Genomic DNA, 24,361 nt, shown 5'->3' with positions numbered 1-24,361 from the left:
CGGCTTCCTGCTGATATTCAGGTATAAAGCCTATCTACAAACAATCTCTAATACGGGAGTGTGTCGATGTGAGAGAGAATACGAACAAGCAATATGGATTAACGCAAGCCCAGCGCCGGATATGGTTCATGGAAATTATGAATCCGGGCACATCCATCACGATGCTTTCCGCGACCTACCAGATTACGGGCGAGATCGACACCAAGCTGCTTGAGCAAGCGGCGGCAGAGATTGTCAAAACCTATGACGCTTTCCGAATCCGCATTAGCGGGGATATGCAAAATCCAACGCAGTGGTTCGAAGAGCTGGAGAATGTCCAAACCAGGATAAGCCACCTTGAAATAGGCACAACCGAACAATTCTATGCTTGGGTGAAAGAAGTAACCGAAAAACCGGCGAGTGTGTTCGACGAACACCTCTATCAATTTACGATGATCCATTTTGCGAACGGCCAAGTATGGCTTAATTTGACTATAAATCATTTCATCGCCGATGGCTTGTCCGTCACTGCTTTGCTGCATGCGGTGATGGAAAAATACCTGGAACTGCGCAATGGCATCTTCAGCAGTTATCAGGCCCCATCCTATCTGGATTATATTTCAACTGAGCATGAGTATGAGCAATCGCAGCGTTATCAAAAAGGCAAGGAATATTGGCTAACCAAGTACAAGACTTTGCCTGAAACGAGCGGCATTAAATCGGTTCCGCCATTCTCGATTGGCAGCGAATCGAATAAACGTTCCATCACTTTGGATGGTTCCCGCTATGACCGCATTCTGGCTTTTAGCGAACAATATCAGGTTAGTTTATATACGTTATTTTTGTCCGCCATGTACGTCTTATTGTATAAGCTGACCGACAGCACCGATGTTCCAGTCGGCACGGTGTTTGCCAATCGCACCAGCAAGAAGGAAAAAGAAACGATCGGTATGTTCGTCAGCACCGTGGCTACGCGGATTAGTCTGAATCCAGTTGGGTCCGTGCTTTCCTTGATCCAAACGGTTTCCAAGGAAAATACGGCGGATCTGCGGCATCAGAAATATCCTTATAACCAATTGATTCAGGATTTACGCGAACAACACGGCCGCAACGATCTTTCGGAGTTGTTCCGTACGTCTCTGGAATATCTGCCTTTGAAAATCGTGGAGTACGAAGAAATCAAGGTACGTCTGGAGGCTCACTTTGCTAGACACGAGATGGACGATCTACTGCTGCGCTTCGACCATATGCTGAATGAAGGCCATGTCATTCTCCATGCTTCCTATCGTACCGGCCTGTTCGAGACGACCGAGATTGATCGCATTATGGAACAGTATGTAACCGTTTTGGACCAGTTTCTTGAGACTCCCGAACTGCGGGTGCGCGAGATTTCTCTGTTGAGCGATGAGGAGAGACACCGTATTCTGGACGTGCTTAACCCGCCGGTGGCAGCACTGAGCGAGGGAATAGCGTTTCATCGGTATGTCGAAAAGTTTGCCCGAGACATTCCGGATCACCCGGCAGTTGTTTACATGGACAAAAAGCTGACTTACGGCGAATTGAACAAACGCGCTGAGCGGCTGGCTGCGCTCCTTCGTGAACAGGGAGTGGGAAGGGAGACGATTACGGGGATCTGGGCAGAGCGTTCGGTGGAACTTCTGGTCAGTGTGCTCGCCGTATGGAAAGCCGGCGGAGCTTATGTACCGCTGGACCCCGATTATCCGGCGGAGCGGATTGAGTACATGCTCAGCGATAGCGAAGCATCGGTGCTGCTTACCCAGCGTCATCTGTTGGAGGGGGCCGGAGGTTGGCTGGCCGATGACCGGCTGAAGCTTCAAGCTGTCTATGCGATGGACGATGAACAGATGTATAACGGGGATACCTCAGCCGTGGAATTTGAATCCGCTGACAGTGCCCCACATGACTTGGCTTATGTGATTTACACCTCCGGTACGACGGGACGCCCAAAAGGCGTCATGATCGAGCATGGTAGTCTCGTGAATACGGCGGATGCGTACCGCCGTGAGTACCGGTTGGATCAGTTCCCGGTGCGGTTGCTGCAACTGGCGAGCTTCTCGTTTGACGTGTTCGTTGGAGACATCGCGCGGACGCTGTATAACGGAGGAACGATGGTAATTGTGCCAAAGGATGACCGGATTGATCCGAACCGCTTATACGGCTGGATTCGGGAGCAAAACATTACGGTATTTGAATCGACGCCTGCGCTTATCCTGCCGTTCATGCAGCATATTTATGAAGAAGGGCTGGACGTCAGCTCCATGCATTTGCTGATTACCAGCTCGGATGCTTGCAGTGTCACCGATTACCGATTGCTGCAGGAAAGATTCGGCGGACAATTCCGCATCATCAACAGCTACGGCGTTACCGAAGCGGCCATTGACAGCAGCTTTTACGATGAGCCGCTGGACAAGCTGCCATCGTTGGGTCATGTGCCGATCGGCAAAGCCTGGCTGAACGCCCGGTTTTACATTGTAGATGCCGGGTTAAAGCCGGTTCCTATAGGGATTCCGGGGGAGCTTGTCATCGGCGGCGCCGGGGTGGCGCGCGGGTATTGGAACCGTCCGGACCTGACCACCGAGAAGTTTGCAGACAGCCCGTTTGTGCCTGGAGAACGTCTGTATCGGACAGGAGATTTGGCCCGCTGGCTGGAAGACGGCAACGTTGACTTCATCGGCCGGATCGACTATCAGGTGAAAATTCGCGGGTTCCGGATCGAACTCGGCGAAATTGAAACGGCCCTGCTCAGTTTCCCGGGGGTCAAGCAGGCTGTGGTGACTGACCGTACGGATGAGCAGGGGCAAAAGTATTTGTGCGGTTACGTGGCGGGGGATGTTTCCTTGCAACTGAGCGATCTGCTGTCCCAATTGAAACAAGAGCTGCCTGCGCATATGGTTCCGGCCCGGTTGGTGTCTCTTGATCAGCTTCCGCTCACACCGAACGGCAAGATTGACCGTAAAGCGCTACCTGAGCCGACCGGAGAGATAGAAGCCGGCCGTGAGTATGTGGCTCCTCGCACAACGCTGGAAACAAGACTTGCTCTTATTTGGCAGCAGGTGCTTGGTATTGCGCGAGTTGGAGTCCAAGACGATTTCTTTGACCTGGGTGGTCATTCCTTGCGGGCCTCCGCGCTTGTTTCCAAGATTCGAAAAGAGCTACAAGTCGAGGTTCCGCTGCGGGACGTTTTCCGCTACACCACGATCGAACAGCTTGCCCAAAGAATTAGCGGTTTAAAGCAGCAGGAAACCTATGAGATTACAAAGGCGGCAGAGACCGAGTACTATCCGGTTTCATCCGAGCAAAAGCGTCTGTACGTCCTGCGCCAGCTTGACGCGGCCGAGCGTAGCTACAATATGTCGGCGGCGCTTCTTCTCGAAGGCAAGCTGGACCGCACGCGCGTAGAGTACGCATTCCGGGCGTTGATTCAGCGCCATGAGACGCTGCGTACCGGGATCGAGCAGGTTCAAGGCGAGCTTGTGCAGCGCATCTATGACGAGGTGGAGTTTGCTGTAGATTATTTCCAGGCGAGCGAGCTAGAAGTGGACCATGTGGTGGAAGCATACTATCACCCGTTTGATCTGACCAAGCCGCCACTTCTTCGTATCGGCCTGATCGAAGTCGCCGAGGATCGCCACATCCTGTTGTTCGATATGCATCACATCGTCTCGGATGGCATCTCGACAGCATTGCTTTTCGACGAGTTCAGCCGCCTGTATCGTGGTGAGGAGCTGGCTCCGTTGCGTATTCAATACAAAGATTATGCCGTTTGGCAGCATTCCGAAGCCTACGGGCAGTTGATCCAGCCGCAGAAGGAGTACTGGCTGGAACAGCTGTCGGGCGAGCTGCCTGTATTGGAACTTCCGACGGACTTCCCGCGGCCTGCGGTGCAAAGTTTTGACGGCCGGACCGTGAAGTTTGATATTGGGAAAGAACGGACGGAAAAGCTGAAAGAACTGGCCGCACAGACGGGCACGACCCTGTACATGGTGCTGTTGTCTGCTTACTCGATCCTTATGCATAAATATTCGGGTCAGGAAGATCTGATCGTGGGAACGCCAATTGCCGGAAGAACGCAGGAAGAAGTGCAGCCAATCGTAGGTATGTTTATCAACACGCTTGCCATTCGCAGCCATCCGGAGCGTTCCAAGCCGTACCTTAAGTACCTGGAAGAAATGAAGGAAATCACACTCGGGGCTTTTGAACACCAAAATTATTTGTTCGAAGATTTGGTGGAAAGTCTTCACATTCCGCGCGCGACCGGCCGGAATCCGATCTTTGATACGTTCTTCTCCCTGCAAAATACGGAGAATGAGCAAATTGTCATCGAGGGGCTGGAGCAATCGTTTTATCCGTTGGAAAACCGAACGTCCAAGTTCGAGCTGCTTCTGGACATTTCGGAACTGGATGGCCAGCTCGAATGCCGGTTGGAGTACGCTACGGCTTTGTATAAACAGGAGACCGCGGAACGGTTCGCCAGACATTATGACAAGCTACTCGAAACTATCGCAACAGCGCCGGAAGGGGATATTGCTTCGCTGGAAATGCTAACCGAGCAGGAAATCCGTGAACTGGTGCGCGGTTTTAATGATTCGGAGGCAGACTACCCGCGTCAGCAGACGATTCATGGCTTGTTCGAAGAGCAGGCGAAGCTTTACCCGGATAACGTGGCCGCCGTCATGAATGAGCGGCAGCTGAGCTACCACGAACTGAACGAGCGATCCAATCGCCTTGCACGTAAGCTGCGGGAGACAGGAGTCGAAGCGGATCAGTTGGTAGCGATTCTGGCCGAACGTTCACTTGATATGGTCGTCGGCATTCTGGCGATTCTCAAAGCGGGCGGAGCCTACGTGCCTGTCGATCCCGACTACCCGGAGGAACGCATCCGCTTCATGATTGAGGATTCGGGCGCACCGTTATTGCTGATTCAAAAGCATTTGCATGAGAAGACCGATTTCGCAGGAACGCGCCTTGAATTGGACGATTTCGTTTGGGGCCACAAAGGGGCGGACTCCGCTGATGCACTGGACGCTTCGAATCTGGAACCAATTTCTGGCCCGGGTAACTTGGCTTATGTCATCTACACATCGGGAACGACCGGCAAACCCAAAGGCACGTTGATTGAGCATAAAAACGTCGTGCGCCTTTTGTTCAACGACAAGAACCTGTTCGACTTTGGGCCGTCCGACACGTGGACGTTATTCCACTCGTTCTGCTTCGATTTCTCCGTCTGGGAGATGTACGGAGCACTTCTGAATGGAGGAAAGCTGGTTATCGTACCGCCACTTACGGCGAAAAATCCAGCCGAGTTCCTGGCACTGCTGAGCCGCGAACGGGTCACGATTTTGAACCAGACGCCAACATATTTCTACCAACTGCTACGTGAGGTTTTAGCGGATCATCCGTACAATCTGCGGATTCGCAACGTCATCTTCGGCGGCGAAGCACTCAGCCCGCTGTTGCTCAAGGGTTTCAAGACGAAGTACCCGGAGACAAAGCTGATCAATATGTACGGTATTACCGAGACGACGGTTCACGTGACGTATAAGGAAATTACATGGATCGAGATGGAGGCGGCAAAGAGTAATATCGGCAAGCCGATCCCGACGCTGAGCGTGTATGTTCTGGATGAAAACCGTCGTCCTGTTCCGATCGGCGTAGCAGGCGAAATGTACGTGGCCGGTGAAGGCCTGGCAAGAGGATACCTGAATCGACCGGATTTGACGGCGGAAAAGTTCGTTGATTCCCCGTTTGCGGAGGGGGAAAAACTGTATCGCTCAGGCGACTTGGCGGCATGGCTGCCGGACGGCAACATTGAATACCTCGGCCGGATCGACCATCAGGTCAAAATCCGCGGGTACCGGATCGAGCTGGACGAAATCGAGACGCAACTTCTGAACGTGGAGGGCGTGGAAGAAGCGGTGGTGCTCGCCCGTCAGGACAACGAGGGAGAGAAGGCACTTGTTGCCTATTTTGTTGCAGACCGGGCGCTGACAGTCAGCGAAATGAGAACCTCGCTGGCACAGGGAATGCCGGGATACATGATCCCGTCGTATTTCGTGCAGCTGGAGCGCATGCCGCTGACGTCTAACGGCAAAGTGGATCGCAAAGCGCTGCCGGAGCCGCAAGGTAGTCTGCAAACGGGCGTCGAATACGTAGCCCCTCGTAACCTTACGGAGTCCCAGCTTGTGAAGATCTGGGAGGAAGTGCTGGGTTACTCCGGCATTGGAGTCCTGGACAATTTCTTTGAGCTCGGAGGGCATTCCTTGCGGGCGACAAACCTTGTCAGCAAGATTCGGAAGGAAATGAACGTTGAACTTCCGCTGCGCGATGTGTTCCGCTATATGACGGTAGAATCGATGGCAGAGGCTATTGCCAGCTTGAAAGAATCGCAGCACAGCTCGATTCCAAAAGCGGAAGAGAAAGCGTACTATCCAGTTTCCTCTGCGCAAAAAAGGCTGTATGTCCTGCACCAGCTAGATAGCTCGGAGCTGAATTACAACATCCCGAGCGCCTTGCAATTGAAAGGGAATTTGAACGAGGCCAAAATGGAAAAGGCGCTGACTACTTTGGTGGCCCGGCACGATATGCTGCGCACCGGTTTTGAAATCGTGAATGGAGAGCCGGTTCAGCGTATTCATCCGCTCGTAGATTTCAAGGTCGAGAAGCTTCAAGCAAGCAAAGATCAGGTCGCGGCCATTCTGGAAGGCTTCATTCAGCCTTTTGACTTGACCCAGCCGCCTTTGCTACGCGCCCTGCTGATCATACTTGAGAAAGAGAAATTCCTGCTTGCGCTGGATATGCATCATATTGGTTCCGACGGTCTTTCCATGGACGTGCTACTACGCGAATTTGTGGGGCTTTACAATGGGGAAGAATTGCCGGAGCTGCGGATTCAATACAAGGATTACGCCGTTTGGCAGCAATCCGACGAGCAATGTCAGCGTATCAAACGGCAGGAGGAATACTGGCGCGGGGTATTCAGCTCCGAGCTTCCGGTTCTTGAGCTGCCTCTTGACTTTTCCCGCCCAGCCGTCCGGCAGTTTGATGGTCAAACGCTCACGTTTGCGCTGGATGCGGAGAAAAGCGAAGCTCTAAAACGGCTTGCCGGAGATTCGGGGGCGACGCTGTACATGCTTCTTCTGGCTGCTTACTCCGTATTGCTTCATAAATACGCGGGACAGGAAGATATCGTAGTCGGCACTCCGATTGCCGCTCGTTCTCACGCCGACCTGCAACCAATTATCGGTATGTTTGTCAATACGCTGGCCCTTCGCTTGGGTCCGACGGCAGAGCAGACGTTCTTGGATTACTTGCAGGATGTGAAGGAAACGACGCTTGGAGCCTACGAGCACCAGGACTATCCGTTCGAGGAGCTGGTAGAAGCTCTTCAGGTGAGCCGGAATTTAAGCCGGAATCCGTTGTTTGACACCATGTTTTCTTTGCAAAAGCACGAAAGCCTGGATTTAGCCCTGAAAGGCTTGCAATGGTCGCTGTTTGACATCGAGGAAAAGAGAGCAAAGTTTGATCTTAGCCTGGATATCGTGGAAGAGGGTAACGAGCTGGTTTGCAAGATCGAGTACGCTACCTCGTTGTTTAGACAGGAAACGATGGTACGGCTGGCGGGTCATTACGAGCAGCTTTTGGCATCGATCTTGGCTCAGCCGGGTGCGAGGATCTCGGATTTGAATATCTTGAAGGACAGCGAAAAGCATGATTTGCTGGTCGGGTTTGCCGTGTCGTCTTCGGCTCTGGCGAAGCAGTCCGCCTCAGAGGGTCCAGGCTTGGAAGCGGATGAGTCGTGGAGAGAGAGAACGATCCACGAGCTGTTCGAGGAGCAAGCAGAGCGAACGCCTGAGCAGGTGGCCGTTGTCTATGAGGACAGCAGCCTGACTTACCGGGAGTTGAACGAGCGGGCGAACCGGCTGGCGCGATCCTTGCGTGCCTCTGGCGCGCAGGCCGATCAGCCGATCGCGATCATGGCCGAGCGCTCGCTGGAGATGATCGTGGGCATCTATGCGATCTTGAAGGCCGGGGGCGCCTACGTGCCGATCGACCCGCAATTCCCGCAGGAGCGCATCCGCTACATGCTCGAAGATTCGGGCGCTAGGCTGCTGCTGATTCAGAGCCATTTGCGGGAAAGCGCGTCATTTGCCGGGACAGAGCCACTTGGCAGTCTATCGCTCGTCGATCTGAACGATCCATCCGCGTATGACGAAGACGGCTCGAACCTGGAGCCGGCGAGCGGACCGGAGCACTTGGCCTACGTCATTTACACATCGGGCTCGACAGGCAAGCCCAAAGGCGTCATGGTGGAGCACCGTCCGGTGATCAACCGGCTACTGTGGATGCAGAATGCATACCCGATCGACTCCAAGGATACGATTCTGCAAAAGACGGCGATCACCTTCGACGTTTCCGTGTGGGAGCTGTTTTGGTGGGCTTGGACGGGGGCCAAAGTTTGCTTGCTGCCGCCGGGCGGAGAGAAGAATCCCGAGACGATTCTGGACACGATCGAACGGCAAGCCGTCACCACGATGCACTTTGTGCCGTCGATGCTGCACGCCTTCCTCGAATATGTCGAGCGTCAGCCGAGTGAAGATCTGGGTAACAAGCTGTCTTCGCTGAAACGGGTGTTTGCAAGCGGGGAAGCGCTGGCGACGTCGCATGTGAGCCGGTTCTGGCAGTGGATTTCGTCATCCGTGAATCAAGCGCAGCTGATCAACCTTTATGGGCCTACGGAAGCGACGGTTGATGTCTCGTACTACGATTGCGGACCGGAAGAGGCGTATGTATCGGTGCCGATCGGCAAGCCGATCTCGAACATCCGGCTGCATATTGTCAAGGAAGGGACGACAGCGCTGCAGCCGGTCGGCGTGCCGGGCGAGTTGTGCATCGCGGGCGAAGGTCTGGCTAGAGGCTACTTGAACCGTCCCGAGCTGACCGCGGAGAAATTCGTAGAGTGTCCGTTCGCGCCGGGCGGGCGGATGTACCGGACGGGCGATCTGGCCAGATGGCTGCCGGACGGCAACATCGAGTATATGGGCCGGATCGACCATCAGGTGAAAATCCGCGGGTACCGGATCGAACTCGGCGAGGTGGAGGCGCAGGTCCTGAAAGCGGCGTCCGTCCAAGAGGGGGTTGTCATCGCCAGAGAGGACGAAGCCGGTCAGAAGCAGCTCTGCGCGTACTTCGTGGCGGACAAGCCGCTTGCGGCGAGCGAGCTGCGAAGCGCGCTGGCGGAGGATCTGCCTGCGTACATGATTCCGTCCTACTTCGTGCAGCTGGAGCGGATGCCCCTCACACACAGCGGGAAGCTCGACCGTAAGGCGCTGCCCGCACCGGAAAGCAGTATGCTCGTTGGAACGGAATACGTGGCGCCCCGGACGGCGACGGAGCAGACGTTGGTTGCGGTGTGGCAAAAGGTGCTGGGAACGGGTCGTCCGATCGGCGTGATGGACAATTTCTTCGAGCTCGGCGGGGATTCAATTAAATCGATCCAGGTGTCTTCCAGGCTATATCAGGCCGGGTACAAGCTGGAAATTAAGCATTTGTTCAAATATCCGACCGTAGCGGAATTAAGCCCGTATCTCCAGTCGGTCTTAAGACGCGCCGATCAGGTGGTAGCTACGGGAGAGACGGGGCTGACTCCGATTCAGCGCTGGTTCTTCGAGCAGTCGTTCACCGATCTGCACCACTTTAACCAGGCGGTGATGCTGTACCGGGAGGAAGGCTATGACGAAGCGGCGCTTCGTCAGGCCGTGCGGAAGCTGGCCGAGCATCACGATGCGCTGCGCCTCGTCTTCAGCCGGACCGAGAGCGGGTATGCGGCATGGAACCGGGGCATCGCGGAAAGCGATGGCGAGCTCTACAGCCTGGAAGTGATCGATTTCCGCGGAATGACGGACTGCGCGCAGGTGATCGAAGCCAAGGCGAACGAGCTTCAGCGCAGCATTGACCTGCAGGTAGGGCCTTTGCTGAAGCTCGGCTTGTTCCGCTGTGCGGATGGAGATCATCTGCTGATCGCGATCCACCACTTGGTCGTAGACGGCGTATCCTGGCGGATTCTGCTTGAGGATTTTGCTGCCGGCTATGAGCAGGCGCTGCAAGGGCAGCTGATCCGTCTGCCGCTCAAAACGGATTCATTCCAAACGTGGGCGAAACAGCTCGCTGATTATGCGAACGGTCCGGCGATGGAAAGCGAGAGAGCGTATTGGCAGCATATCGAGCAATTGACCTATGAGCCGCTTCCGAAAGATTTTGAACAAGGCACATCCAAGCTGAAGGACAGCAGGCTCGTGACCGTCCGCTGGACGGCGGAGGAAACCGAACAGCTGCTGAAGCAGGCACACCGTGCTTACCATACGGAAATGAACGATTTGCTGCTTGCCGCGCTTGGCCTCGCGGTACAAGCTTGGAGCGGTCGGGAACGCGTGCTGGTGAATCTCGAAGGCCACGGTCGGGAAGAACTTTTACCGGATGTGGACATTACGCGGACGGTAGGCTGGTTTACAAGCCAATTCCCTGTCGTTCTGGAGCCGGGTCACGCTCAGGCACTCGGTCATCAGGTGAAACAGGTGAAAGAAAACTTGCGCCGCATTCCGAACAAAGGAATCGGCTACGGCATTCAGCGTTATTTGTCGGCGCCGCGTGACGGAGAGCACTTCGTTTTGGAGCCGGAGATCAGTTTTAACTATCTGGGTCAATTCGACCAGGATTACGAAAGCAGCGGCTCGCAGCCGTCTCCGTTCAGTCCGGGCTCCGATTCAAGCCCGAATGCTGTGATGAATTATGTCCTCGATATCAACGGTATGGTGTCGGAAGGCATGTTGGAACTCACGATCCGTTATGGGGAAACCCAGTATCAACGGGAGACGGTTGAGCGCTTGGGCACCCTGCTTCAATCGAGTTTGCGTGAAGTCATCAGCCATTGCGTATCGAAAGAGCGGCCGGAGCTTACGCCTAGTGACGTACTGCTTCCAGATGTGACGGTGGAGGAACTGGAGCGGCTGTCAGAACATACGACGGCACTCGGCGAACTGGAGAATGTATACACCCTGACTCCGCTGCAAAAAGGGATGTTGTTCCACAGCTTGCTGGATGCCGATTCGGAAGCCTACTTCGAACAGGTGACCTTCGATCTGTATGGAAGCCTGAATGTGGAAGCCTTCACCCGCGGATTGGATACGCTGGTACAGCGAAATGAGGCGCTGCGGACCAATTTTATTACCGGCTGGAGAGACGAGCCGATTCAAGTGGTATTCCGCGAGCGGAAGTGTGAAGTGTACTTTGAAGATATTCGCTCGGCAAGAGATGAACACCCGGAGAAGACGATAGCCGATTTTGTTAGCGCGGATAAAGCGAACAAGTTCGATTTGGCCCAAGGCTCTCTGATGCGCGTTACAGTTTTGCGTACGGGCGACGAGTCCTACCAAGTGATCTGGAGTCACCATCACATTTTGTTGGACGGCTGGTGCATGTCCTTAATGATCAAGGAAGTGTTCGACACCTACTTCGCGTTCCAGGAGCAACGGACGCTGGAGCTTCCTCCGGTTACCTCGTACTCTCGGTATATTGAATGGCTGGAAGCTCAAGATGCCGCGAAAGCTTCGCGTTACTGGTCCGAGTATTTGGCGGGTTATGATCAGCAGACCAAGCTGCCTCGGGAGAAAACAGGGCTGAAGCAGGGCGCTTTTGAAGCAGCTGAGATCGATGTGGAACTCAGCAAGGAACTGACTGGGCAAATCGAGCGGGTGGCGCGCCAGCATCAGGTGACGCTTAATACATTTATGCAGACCGTATGGGGACTGGTTCTGCAGGTATACAACAACAGCGAAGATGTTGTATTTGGCTCCGTCGTATCCGGGCGTCCAGCAGAGATTCCGGGTATCGAAAGCATGATCGGTCTGTTTATTAATACGATCCCCGTCCGTATTCAAGGCAAAGCCGAGGAGACGGTAGCCGATATTTTGAGAAAAACCCAGGATCAAGCGCTGACATCGGGAGCTTACGAAACGTTCCCGCTCTTCGAAATTCAGTCGCTGAGCGAGCAAAAGAGCGACTTGATCAACCATATTATGGTCTTTGAAAATTATCCGATGGAAGAACAGATTGAGCAGGTTGTCGGCGGAGGACAAGAAGCGCTGAAAATCGCTAATATCCAATCGCCGGAACAAACGAACTACGATCTGGACATTACCGTCATTCCAGAAGAGCATATTTTGCTGCGGTTTACGTACAATGCACTGACATTCAGAGAGCAAGACATCAGGCAGATCCACGGTCATTTTGCCCGTGCATTGGAGCAGGTTGCGGCTAATCCGAATGTTCGTGTACATGAGTTAGAGCTTTTGACGGCGGCGGAAAAAGAAGAAATTGTCGGCGTGTTTAATCCGGTGCAGCCGGAAGTGGCTCCTGTGGCAGCGTTCCATCGACTGTTCGAGCAACAGGCGGAACGCACGCCGGAAGCGGAGGCCATCGTATACGAGAAGGATCGGCTGACGTATGCGGAGCTGAACGAGCGGGCGAACCGCCTGTCGACCACGCTACGTGCAAGCGGAATAGGCCGGGAGACCATCGTTGGCATTCTCGCCGAGCGTTCGGTCGATTTGCTGGTGGCCGTGATGGCCGTCTGGAAAGCGGGAGGTGCGTATGTACCGCTTGACCCGGATTATCCGGCGGACCGCGTGCGGTTCATGCTGGAGGACAGCGGAGCGAAGGTACTGCTGACACAAATGCTGCTGCGAGAGCGTGCCGAATCCTGGCTCGGCGAAGAGGAACTGGCACTGGAGACGGTGCTGTATCTCGATGACGAAACGTCATACAGCGAAGACCGAGCGAATGCACCGATGGACTTCAGCCAAGGCTCCAGCAGTGCTCCCAATCCAGTCAACAGCAAGCTAACGGGGGCTGTGAACGGTGGTGGCGAGAGTCATCCAAATGATGTTGTGGGCATGGACAGCTTCCATGAATCCCGTCCGGATGATCTGGCTTACGTCATCTACACGTCGGGAACAACGGGTAAGCCAAAGGGTGTAATGATCGAGCACCGCAGCCTGGTGAACACGGCGGCAGGCTACCGGCGGGAATATCGGTTAGATCAGTTTCCGGTAAGGCTGTTGCAGCTCGCCAGCTTCTCGTTCGACGTGTTTGTGGGCGATATCGCGCGGACGTTGTACAACGGCGGCAGCATGGTCATTGTACCGAAGGACGATCGGATCGATCCGTCTCGTCTGCACTATTGGATAGAGCGGGAGCAAGTGTCGATCTTTGAATCAACGCCGGCACTGATCGTGCCGTTCATGGAATACGTGCATGAGCAGGGGCTAGAGTTAAGCAGTATGGAGCTGTTGATTACAAGCTCAGACAGTTGCAGTGTGGCGGAATACCGAACCTTACAGGAACGGTTTGGCTCGTCGTTCCGCATCATCAACGCCTACGGCGTGACGGAAGCGGCAATTGACTCCAGTTTCTATGACGAGCAGTTGGCGAAACTGCCGCAGACAGGCCATGTGCCGATTGGCAAAGCGTGGTTGAATGCGAAGTTTTACATCGTGGATGCACATCTGAACCCGGTGCCAGTCGGCGTGCTGGGCGAATTGGTTATCGGCGGAGTCAGTGTGGCGCGCGGGTACTTGAACCGTCCAGAGCTGACGGATGAGAAGTTTGTAGACAGTCCTTTCACCGCTGGTGAGCGACTGTATCGCACAGGAGACTTGGCGCGGTGGATGGAGGACGGCAACGTGGACTTCATCGGGCGGATCGATAACCAGGCAAAAATCCGGGGCTACCGGATCGAGACGGGCGAAGTCGAAGCAAAGTTGCTGAGTGTAGGTGGCGTGAAGGAAGCGGTCGTTGTTGTCAGGGAAGATCAAGAAGGGCAGAAAGCGTTGTGCGCTTATTATACAGTGGAAAAAGGCTTGACGGCGGCAGATTTGAAACGGGCGATCTCCAGCGAGCTACCGGGATACATGATTCCGTCGTATTTCGTCGAACTGGAGCAATTGCCTCTAACGCCAAATGGGAAAATTGACCGGAAGGCGCTGCCAGCGCCGGCAGGGGGAGCAGGCGGAGGCCGCAAATACGTGGCACCGCGCACCGAACTGGAGGCAAAACTGGCCGCCATTTGGCAGGAGGTACTTGTTCGGGAGAAGGCGGTAGGCGTAACGGACAACTTCTTCGACCTCGGAGGACACTCCCTGCGGGCGACAACACTTGTCAGCAAAATGCATAAGGAGCTGGGCGCCCAATTCCCGCTTCGCGACGTATTCCGCTACTCGACAGTTGAGGAAATGGCTGTGGCTATGGAGCATTTGGAGATCGGCTCGTTTATGGCTATTCCGGCTGCGGAACCTAGCGAGTATTATCCGCTCTCTTCTGCGCAGAAACGTCTCTATATCTTGAACCAGCTGGAAGGAGGCGAGCTGAGCTACAATATACCGGGAGCTATGCTGCTCGAAGGGCAGCTCAACCGGCAGCGGTTTGAAGAAGCGTTCCGCGAGCTTGTAGCTCGTCATGAAACGCTGCGTACCAGCTTTGAGATGGTTGAAGGCGAAGCGGTTCAGCGGATTTACGAAGAAGTCACCTTCCAGGTGGAATATGTGCAGATCAGCGGGGAGCAGGCGGAAGAAACGGTGCGCCAATTTGTTCGTGCGTTTGATCTAGCGAAGCCGCCACTTCTGCGGGTGGGCATTGCCGAACTCGCGCCGGACCGGCACATCCTGATGTTCGATACACATCATATCGTATCGGACGGCGTTTCAATGGACGTACTGATCGAAGAGTTTGTGCACTTGTACAGCGGGGAGCCGCTCAAGCCACTCCGCATTCAGTACAAAGATTATGCAGTATGGCAGCAATCGGACGAGCAGAAAACGCAACTTGCCAAGCAGGAAGCCTACTGGATTGACATGTTCCGCGGAGAACTGCCAGTTCTGGAAATGCCAACGGACTATCCGCGCCCGGCTATGCAGAGCTATGAGGGCCGCACGCTGCAATTGTTTATGAATATTGAGAAAAGCGAAGGTCTGAAACGGCTTGCAGCTGAAAACGGCGCAACGCTTTACATGGTTCTGCTTGCGGCATATAACGTGCTTCTGCATAAATATTCAGGTCAGGAAGACGTGGTGGTAGGTACGCCGATTGCGGGCAGAAATCATAGCGACGTTCAACCGCTGATTGGGATGTTCGTTAATACTTTGGCCATCCGAAGTTACCCGGCTGCCGGTAAAACGTTCCTTGACTACTTGAAGGAAATCAAGGAGACAACGCTTGGTGCTTTTGAACATCAGAATTATCCGTTTGAGGAACTGGTGGATAAGGTAAACGTGGCTCGTGATCTACGCCGTCATCCACTGTTTGATACGATGTTTGCTTTGCAGAATACAGAAAATGTGGAAATTCAGCTTCCGGGACTGCATCTGTCGACGTATGCCAGCGAAGAAATTGTTTCCAAATTCGATCTCAGCTTGGACGTCACCGAGATTGAGGACGGCTTGGAATATCTGTTTGAATACGCCACGGCTCTATATAAAACCGAAACGGTGGAGAAGTTGGCTGCCCACTACTTGCAGCTGCTTGAATCCATTCTCTGCAACCCGTCGGCGACTATTGCCGAGCTGAACTTGTTAACGGCAGAGGAAAAAGAGCAGATTGTCGGCGCGTTTAACCCTGCGCAACCGGAACAGGCTCCTATGGCAGCGTTCCATCGACTGTTCGAGGAACAGGCGGAACACACGCCCGAAGCTGAAGCTGTCGTTTACGAAAACGATCGGCTGACGTATGTGGAGCTGAACGAGCGGGCGAACCGTCTGTCGGCCACGCTGCGCGCAAGCGGCATCGGTCGGGAGGAGATTGTTGGCATTCTCGCTGAGCGTTCGGTGGACCTGTTGGTGGCCGTGCTGGCCGTCTGGAAAGCAGGCGGGGCGTATGTGCCGCTTGACCCGGATTATCCGGTGGACCGTGTGCGGTTCATGCTGGAAGACAGCGGAGCGAAGGTGCTGCTGACGCAAACGCCGCTGCGAGAGCGTGCCGAAGCCTGGCTCGGTGAAGAGGAACTGGCACTGGCGACGGTGCTGTATCTCGACGACGAAACGTCGTACAACGAGGAACGAAGCAATGTGCCAATGGACTTTGGCCAAGGCTCCAACAGTGCTCCCGATCGAGTCAACGGCAAGCTAACGGGGGCTGTGAACGGTGGTGGCGAGAGTTATCCAAATGATGTTGATGTTGTCGGTATGGACAGCTTCCATGAAGCCCGTCCGGAGGATCTGGCGTACGTGATCTACACATCGGGAACGACGGGCAAGCCAAAAGGCGTGATGATCGAGCATCGCAGCCTAGTGAACACGGCAGCGGGCTACCGACGGGAATACCGGTTGGATCAGTTCCCGGTGCGACTGCTGCAGCTCGCAAGCTTCTCGTTTGATGTTTTCGTGGGTGACATTGCGCGGACGTTGTACAACGGAGGCACCATGGTCATTGTACCGAAGGACGACCGGATTGATCCGTCTCGTCTGCACTACTGGATAGAGCGGGAGCAAGTGACGATCTTTGAATCAACACCAGCACTGATCGTGCCGTTTATGGAATACGTGCATGAGCAGGGGCTAAAGTTAAGCGGTATGGAGCTGTTGATCACAAGCTCGGACAGCTGCAGTGTAGCAGATTACCGTACCTTGCAGGAGCGGTTTGGCTCGTCGTTCCGCATCATTAACGCCTATGGTGTGACGGAAGCGGCAATCGACTCCAGTTTCTATGACGAAGAATTGGCGAAACTGCCGCAGACAGGCCATGTGCCGATTGGCAAAGCGTGGTTGAATGCGAAGTTTTACATCGTGGATGCACATCTGAACCCGGTGCCAGTCGGCGTGCTGGGCGAATTGGTTATCGGCGGCGTTGGCGTAGCACGTGGGTACTTGAACCGTCCAGAGCTGACGGAAGAGAAGTTTGTAGACAGCCCTTTCACCGCGGGTGAGCGGTTATATCGCACGGGAGATTTGGCGCGGTGGATGGAGGACGGCAACGTGGATTTCATCGGCCGGATCGACAATCAAGCGAAAATCCGGGGCTACCGGATCGAAACGGGTGAGATTGAGTCGCAGCTGCTGCGGGTGGTAGGTATACGCGAAGCGGTGGTGCTGGTTCGAAGTGATGCGAACGGTCAAAAGGCGCTGTGCGCCTACTACACAACGGATATCGAACTGACGGCGGCCGACCTGAAACGAGCGATCTCCAGCGAGCTGCCAGGTTACATGATCCCGTCGTACTTTGTGGAGCTGGAGCATTTACCTCTGACACCAAACGGGAAAATCGACCGGAAAGCGCTGCCGGCGCCGGAAGAGGGAGCAAGTGCAGGGCGCGAATACGTGGCGCCGCGCACCGATCTGGAGACGAAACTGGTCTCCATCTGGCAGGACGTGCTTGGGTCAGTTACGATTGGTGTGACGGACAACTTCTTCGACCTCGGCGGTCACTCGCTGCGGGCGACGACGCTGGTCAGCAAGGTGCACAAGGAGCTGCACGTGGACCTGCCACTGCGCGATGTATTCCGGTACTCGACTATTGAAGCGATGGCTGAAGTGATTAGCCGATTGGAGCAGCAGGAGTTTCTTTCCATTCCGGTTCTGGATAAAAGGGAGTATTATCCGCTTTCCTCTGTGCAAAAGCGGCTGTACATCCAGCAGCAGATGGAAGGGGCCGAGCTTAGTTACAACATGTCCGGCATGACGGTTCTCGTCGGGCGCTTGGAGCGGAATCAATTCGAGGCGGCGCTCAAAGGATTAATCGCTCGTCACGAAGTTTTGCGAACCGGCTTCGAAATGGTCGACGGCGAACCGGTACAACGGATTTATTCGGACTTGGAGTTTGCCGTCGAGTATACAAAGGCGACGGAAAGTGAAACGAAAAGCATTGCGGATGCCTTTGTACGTGTCTTTAATTTGGAGCGGCCGCCGCTGCTGCGTGTGGGCTTAGTTGAATGGGAAGCGGAACGTCATCTTCTTATGCTGGACATTCATCATATCGTCACGGATGGCATGTCGATGGGTATCTTCATCGAAGAGCTGCTACGCCTGTATAACGGTGAGACGCTGGAACCGCTTCGGATTCAATACAAGGAATTTGCCACTTGGCAGCAGTCCGAACCTGTAAAAGAACGGCTGAAACGCCAGGAAGCCTACTGGCTGGACATGCTGGAAGGTGAACTGCCAACGCTTGAGCTACCTACGGACTTTGTCAGACCTGCCGCTCGCAGCTTTGAGGGAGATGTGCTGCCTTTCATTATCGACAAGCAGATGACGGACAACTTGCAGCGCATTGCCGATGAGAACGGTGCTACCCTATATATGGTGTTATCGGCGGCCTATTCAATCCTGCTCAGCAAGTACTCGGGACAAGAAGACTTCATTGTAGGCACACCGGTTTCAGGCCGCACACATGCCGACCTGGAGCCGCTCATCGGAATGTTTGTCAACACGTTGGCGATTCGTCATTATCCATCCGGGGAGAAGACGTTCCTTGCTTACTTGAACGAAGTCAAAGAAACGATGCTGGGGGCCTACGACCACCAGGATTATCCGTTTGAAGAGCTTGTGAAAAAGCTGCAGGTGCCGCGAGATCAAAGCCGCAATCCTGTATTTGATGTCATGTTTGCGCTGGAAACGAAGGAAGATAACGTTCAAAACTTCGGGGATATCCAGATCGAATCTTATCCGGAAACGCATGCGGTTTCCCAATTTGACCTTACCTTGGTCATTTCGTTGCTGGATGAGGGAATGAACGGGCAGTTTGAATATGCAACGAAGTTGTTTACGCGCAATCTGATCGACAATTTCGCTCAGGACCTGCTCGTGATCATCACCCAAATTGGCGAACAGCCTTCGGTGCTGCTCAAGGATATTTCCCTGAACGGGCAATCCGAACAGGAGCAAGATGAGCTAGAGGCTATTGATATTATTTTCTAATCCTTTACACGGCTTGGGTGAAAATGGGTATTTAAGTTATGTAACAGAGGGTCCTGATGACAGTTGTCATCAGGACCCTTTGTTTATGAACGTATAATTAATGTTCTTATGACCAAATCAGTATGAGGCTATTATAATGAAAGCCTTTAACTGATATAGGATGAGTACTCTGGTATTATGGGATGCACAGTGATTTCCATCTATTTTTCAGACTTAGTATTTACTATAGTATCATCCATAGTCATTTTAGTCTTGAGAGTAGCTGTTGATTATGCCCAAGTTGTAATCGTTTCAACCGGGAGACGATAGGAAGGATAGCCATCTTTGGCTGCTTTACCTATGGAGATCAACATCACGGGCTGGAACCGTTCTTTATCCATGCCGAACGCTTCGGCGATTTGACCTTTGTCATAACCGGCCATAGGGTTGGTATCATAACCATGGGCACGGGCAACGAGCATGAGTTGCATGGATATGAGGCCTGAGTCAATGAGGTTCATGTCACGCAATTCGGATGCGTTTATGTTCGCATAATAAGGTTTTACCTGCTGCATCTGCATATCCATGATGTCTTGGGGCATGTACCCAAGTTCCACTGATTTGCTGAAAATCTCTTCCATGTAATCAACGTTGTTGGCATCGTAAAACACGGCAATGACAGCGGAAGACGTTAGTGCCTGTGTCTGGTTAAAAGAGGCCAGTGGTGCAAGCTTCTCTTTGCCTTCAGCACTGTCGATAACAAGAAAACGCCAAGGTTGCATGTTAATGGCCGAAGGGGCACGTGAAGCCTTCGCCAGTATTTCGGTCATCTCCTCGCGGCTGATCTTCACTTCAGGGTCGTAGGCTTTAACGGAATGGCGCTCCAAGACGATGTTATCAAAATCATTTGTTTTGTTGAATTGACCGGTAATAGTGTTCATATTAAAATCTCTCCTCATATCTATATTGGTGAGAGTAGGGTATAAATTATATCTCCATCTGTCTCACTATGAGGATTGTAAACTATGAAGTATACTTTATAGCAAGAAGAAGAAACGGGGGAAATCCATATGAAGATTAGTGAAGTAGCGAACCATGTAAACCTTCCGATATCCACGATTCGTTACTACGAGAAAATAGGTATGATCCCGGATGAACATATGCTGAGAGATCATAATAACTATCGAATATATGCGCAGAGCATTATTCAGCATCTGGAAGTGGTCAAACAATGTTTAGCTGTTGGTTTTACGATCCATGAGATCCAATCTATGATCTCTAAACATGGGTTTTCAAGTAATGATCAAGCAAGCGTTATCCAAGCGAAAATATCAGAAATTGAAGAAATACAAAATAAATTAGAGAATTCCAAACAAAATCTGTACGAAATTCTTAAATCGGATATCACGTGTGAGGATGGTTTTGGTAAGTATTAAGCCGGAAGTCCCTCTTGAGGTTTTCATTCAGTACGTTCTTACATCATATCGATTCAATCGAGTACATATCGTCCTGTATACGCAGATTACCGGGCTGCCCAGTTTCTACCTTCACCTCTGTAACAAATACACCAGGCATACGTCCGTCTGGGAACCAGGGCTTCTGTTTATCAATGACAATAAACATGCCTTCTGCATCACCCGTGGGGGAGAATTGTTTTCCGTCTCCGGCAAATGGTTCAAGTTGATAATGCTCATTCAATGTGTTCATTGTCTCAGGAACATCATCGACAGGCAGACCGATTTCACTAATACATAACAGATGCTTCGCTTCGAAAGCTTCATCAACTCCATTATCGAGTGAATGGTGAGCGATAAATTCCATCAAGTTGCCGCTTGGATCATAAAAATAGAAGGCTGTTGCATCCCAGTAGGGGAAATAGAATTCATCTTGTCCATCTTTGGATAGTAATGAAATGTTACGGTCTTGAGCCCATCTTTTTGCATCAGCAAGTTTATTCGTTGGAATCGTAAATGCTACATGATAGTAGGGCTTCTCTTGTTCTGGTGCCTTCTTGAAAGATAGGACCGAGTTCCCCCCACGGAATGAAACGCATGTTGCATTATCCTCCACAAGATTCAATTCCATTAGTGTACCGTAAAACTCTTTTATGGCCTCGACCTGATGTGTCAACAAACCAACTTCTCTTATTATCATTTCAATATCCTCCTTTTAATCTCACCTTTGATTGAAATACTCGATTGTTTTCTCAATAAATGCCTTGGCCGATTGCGTCAGGTAACGGTCGGACCGATGGATGATCTCAAAGTGCCGGTATGGCGGATCGTCTGTAATTCGGATGCAACGTAGCGTAGGCTCATTCATGGCTTTGATCAGAGGATAAGGCAGCAGTGTTCCTCCGACGTTGGCTTTGACCAGGCTAATGATGGAGGTTGCCGAACTGGTCTCCATGATTGTATTTAGGGTGAATCCATGTTTACGGCAATAGCCATCGACCAATTCTCTGCCTGTAAATCCTTCGGGGAACATCACCGTTTGGATATCACGTAACTCCTGAATTTCAATTGTGCTTCGTTCAGCCCAATCATGATTCTCGGATACGACCAGTACATATTCTTCACTGCACAAAGGAATACGTACAAGCCGCCTATCCGGGGCAGACGTGATCTCGATGCCGATGTCGACTTCATTTTCCAACACTTGATTTACGACATAGATCGAAGAGATAACCTTCAATTGCACCTTGGGGAATCGGGCATGAAAATCAACGAGTAACGGAGTGATACGGTAATCCAAATCCGACGGAAGAACACCAATAACCAATCGTCCCCGCTGATCATTCCGAAATTCAGCTAGCGCATCCTGGGTATTCTGTAAATGCCGGATCATCTGTACACAGTGCTCCAGAAACAGAGTGCCTGCCTGGGTCATCACTATTTTTTTGCCGACACGGTCAAACAAAGGAACACCGAGTTCATCCTCCAACCCACGTATCTGTTGACTCAACGTAGGTTGAGATATGCCAAGTTTCTCAGCTGCCCGTGTAAAATGAAGCTCCTCACACACTGTAATAAAGTTTTCCATTTGACGAATCTCCATGAATTCACCTCTGATCATTGGTTTTAGTAATCATTTTAATAGAAACAATAGTATTGTTCAATCATTATAATGAATCTATACTTAATCGTGCAACACTCAAAGATACTGACATTAACAAATAGGATCTTTGGTGAAGGCAAGAATACTACTCCCATGAGGTGATCCATAATGAAACTTTTTTATATTGTATTGGCGCTTATTCTGGCTTCACTGAACTTAAGACCACCGATTACTTCCGTTTCTCCTCTGATGAGTACCATACAGAATGATCTGGGTTTGAGCGGCATGACCGCCAGTCTGTTAACTACACTACCGGTATTATGTATGGGCATATTCGCTCCATTCTCTGTAAGACTAAGTAGAAGGTGGGGGAACGAAGGTGCCATTGTGCTGGCTTTAATCCTTATTGGGATAGGTACGGGATTACGATTGTTCGTAGGCGCAACTCCGTTGATGATGTTTACTTCTTTTCTGTCAGGTGTAGGGATTGCATTGGCAGGGCCGCTGTTGTCCAGCTTCATTAAGCAGTATTTCCCTAACCGAGTGGCAGCCATGGTCGGCATCTACTCTACAGCAATGGTGATGGGGGCCAGCATTAGTGTGGGGTTATCGGTTCCGCTCCAGCATACGTTGGGGGGATCTTGGAGAGGTTCTTTGGCTACATGGGCATTACTCGCAGCCATTGCATTGCCGATCTGGTTAAAATTAGCTTGGTCTGCGCGTACAGAGCGGCAATCCGGAAAAACTTCGGCTGTAGTCCATGCACCACTTCCGGTGAAGAACAGGCGTGCATGGGTGCTGACACTGTTCTTTGGACTGATGGCCGCGATCTTCTATTCATTAACCGCCTGGCTTGCGCCAGCCATTCAGAGCCATGGATATAGCCAAGAGACTGCTGGCAACATCCAAACATTATTTACATTGATATCACTGCCCTCAACGTTATTCATTCCCATGCTTGTACATCGGTACCAAAGACGTGTCTTCTGGCTTGTTGGATGTGCGATGTTGGAGTTAATAGGTGTCCTGATGCTGAATCTCTCTGTCAGTCCGTGGCTCGCGGCGATTCCGCTCGGGATTGGTGCAGGTGGACTGTTCCCAATTGCACTCATGTTGCCAATTGATGAGACAAACAATGCTCAGGAAGCGAGTAATTGGTCCGCTATGACTCAATCTGGTGGCTACATTCTTGGAGCACTTGGGCCGCTGGCGATTGGTTGGCTCCGCGATCTAACAGGCAGCTTTGTGCAAGCATTTTATGGTTTGGCTATCATCATCGTGTTGCAGATTATCGTTCAATTGGCTATTGGTAATAAAAAAAGTTTAAAAGTTAGCCAGGAGCAGAGCTAAAAGGCATGTAAAGTAAAATGGATATAGAAATATGATGATCTTTATACATGATCCAATAAGTCCAGGTAGTACTGCCTTAATGCTTTCTGTAAGATGACGGGCTCCATAATCTTAATCGATTTACCATAGCCCGCAAGATATCTCACTATGAAATCAAGCTCGTGAGGTTCATACGAACCGACAAGATACATGTGTCCCCTCTTCTCGCTGATCTGCATAGATGGGAAATGTTCTTGCTGGAATAGCTCCATCCCGGCTTCATCAATCAGGCATTTGAATGGAATTGCTTGTTCCGATGGTTTCCATAGAGATTGGGCATCCTGTGAATAGAGTTCCTTTACATGAGTTAAAGGTTCAATCTCCGTTGTTTCGGCTGAAATGATGCGGTCGCAGCGAAATACACGATACGCTTGTTTATGCAGATCATAGGCCTGGCAATACCAATAACCTTTCCTGGTATAGAGCGCGATGGGTTGAATGGTGCGGATATTGGTGTTTGTAGAAGATGGCCTTTGATCAGAGGATCTACGCTGATTAGCGTACGTAATCTGAATCACTATATTCTGCACAGCAGCCATCAACAGAAATTCCAAATGTGCACTATCGCGGATCTGCTCGGTATGTTGGAAGTAAACCCGGTGTTGGATGTTCTCAATATCCTGTCGTTGCTTATCGGATAACGCGTTCATAAATTTCTCATGAATGGTACGGAAAGAGATTTGAAAGGGTAGGCTGGAGAAGCTGCGAAGAGCCTGCATCGCAAAATAAAGGGCATGAAGCTCCCCCGTATTAAACGAAATGGGAGGCAGCTGCATTTGTTGCAACAGTCGATATCCGCCGTAGCGTCCATATTCGACATAGATGGGCGCACCTAACTCTTCCAATGAAGTGATATCTCTTAACGCGGTTCGTTTGGAGATCTGGAACTCCTGCATGAGATCTTGCAGGGTGAACTGTTGTTTTTGGTTAATAAAGCGCAGCATCTGGTTCATACGTTCTGATTTTTTCATATCAAACCC

The 24,361-nt window shown here is 52.0% G+C and carries 7 protein-coding genes; 3 read left to right on the top strand and 4 right to left on the bottom strand.

The genetic code is table 11. The annotated features are described in order from the left end of the window. Nucleotides 1–68 precede the first annotated feature (68 nt). A complete protein-coding gene (locus PAEAM_RS30315) occupies nt 69–18,956 on the top strand; it encodes a non-ribosomal peptide synthetase (RefSeq protein ID WP_100529899.1) in 18,888 nt (6,295 codons plus the stop codon). A gap of 269 nt (nt 18,957–19,225) precedes the next feature. Here the strand turns inward: PAEAM_RS30315 and PAEAM_RS30310 are convergent, their stop codons facing one another. Then, a complete protein-coding gene (locus PAEAM_RS30310; RefSeq protein WP_100529898.1) occupies nt 19,226–19,876 on the bottom strand; it encodes a nitroreductase family protein in 651 nt (216 codons plus the stop codon). A gap of 129 nt (nt 19,877–20,005) precedes the next feature. On the opposite strand from PAEAM_RS30310, the gene PAEAM_RS30305 reads away from it, so the two are divergent. After that, nucleotides 20,006–20,371, top strand: a complete 366-nt coding sequence (locus tag PAEAM_RS30305; RefSeq protein WP_164783186.1) for a MerR family transcriptional regulator — start codon at nt 20,006–20,008, stop codon at nt 20,369–20,371. A gap of 43 nt (nt 20,372–20,414) precedes the next feature. On the opposite strand, the gene PAEAM_RS30300 is transcribed toward PAEAM_RS30305, so the two are convergent. After that, complete coding sequence (locus tag PAEAM_RS30300) at nt 20,415–21,089, bottom strand: VOC family protein (RefSeq protein WP_100529896.1); 675 nt, start codon at nt 21,087–21,089, stop codon at nt 20,415–20,417. Nucleotides 21,090–21,110: 21 nt separating this feature from the next. Further along, nucleotides 21,111–21,992: a LysR family transcriptional regulator gene (locus tag PAEAM_RS30295; RefSeq protein WP_100529895.1), complete on the bottom strand. Its 882-nt coding sequence runs from the start codon at nt 21,990–21,992 to the stop codon at nt 21,111–21,113. Nucleotides 21,993–22,160: 168 nt separating this feature from the next. On the opposite strand from PAEAM_RS30295, the gene PAEAM_RS30290 reads away from it, so the two are divergent. Continuing rightward, nucleotides 22,161–23,342 (top strand): MFS transporter, encoded by a 1,182-nt coding sequence (locus tag PAEAM_RS30290; protein ID WP_100529894.1) that lies wholly within the window; start codon nt 22,161–22,163, stop codon nt 23,340–23,342. Between the two features lie 41 nt (nt 23,343–23,383). Here PAEAM_RS30290 and PAEAM_RS30285 read toward each other — a convergent pair whose 3' ends face one another. Next, on the bottom strand, nt 23,384–24,352 hold the full coding sequence (locus PAEAM_RS30285; protein ID WP_076319715.1) for a helix-turn-helix transcriptional regulator: 969 nt from the start codon (nt 24,350–24,352) through the stop codon (nt 23,384–23,386). Nucleotides 24,353–24,361: the final 9 nt, after the last annotated feature.

The sequence above is a fragment of the Paenibacillus sp. GM1FR genome (genome assembly GCF_002803315.1).
Taxonomy (GTDB): Bacteria; Bacillota; Bacilli; order Paenibacillales; family Paenibacillaceae; genus Paenibacillus; species Paenibacillus amylolyticus.
The sequence above is the reverse complement of the archived record's forward strand: the minus strand, read 5'-3'. Positions and strand labels throughout refer to the sequence as shown.

Coding starts and splice junctions, on each gene's coding strand:
- PAEAM_RS30310 (WP_100529898.1), bottom strand. CDS start 19,876: ATGAACACTATTACCGGTCAATTCAACAAAACAAATGATTTTGATAAC.
- PAEAM_RS30305 (WP_164783186.1), top strand. CDS start 20,006: ATGAAGATTAGTGAAGTAGCGAACCATGTAAACCTTCCGATATCCACG.
- PAEAM_RS30300 (WP_100529896.1), bottom strand. CDS start 21,089: ATGATAATAAGAGAAGTTGGTTTGTTGACACATCAGGTCGAGGCCATA.
- PAEAM_RS30295 (WP_100529895.1), bottom strand. CDS start 21,992: ATGGAGATTCGTCAAATGGAAAACTTTATTACAGTGTGTGAGGAGCTT.
- PAEAM_RS30290 (WP_100529894.1), top strand. CDS start 22,161: ATGAAACTTTTTTATATTGTATTGGCGCTTATTCTGGCTTCACTGAAC.
- PAEAM_RS30285 (WP_076319715.1), bottom strand. CDS start 24,352: ATGAAAAAATCAGAACGTATGAACCAGATGCTGCGCTTTATTAACCAA.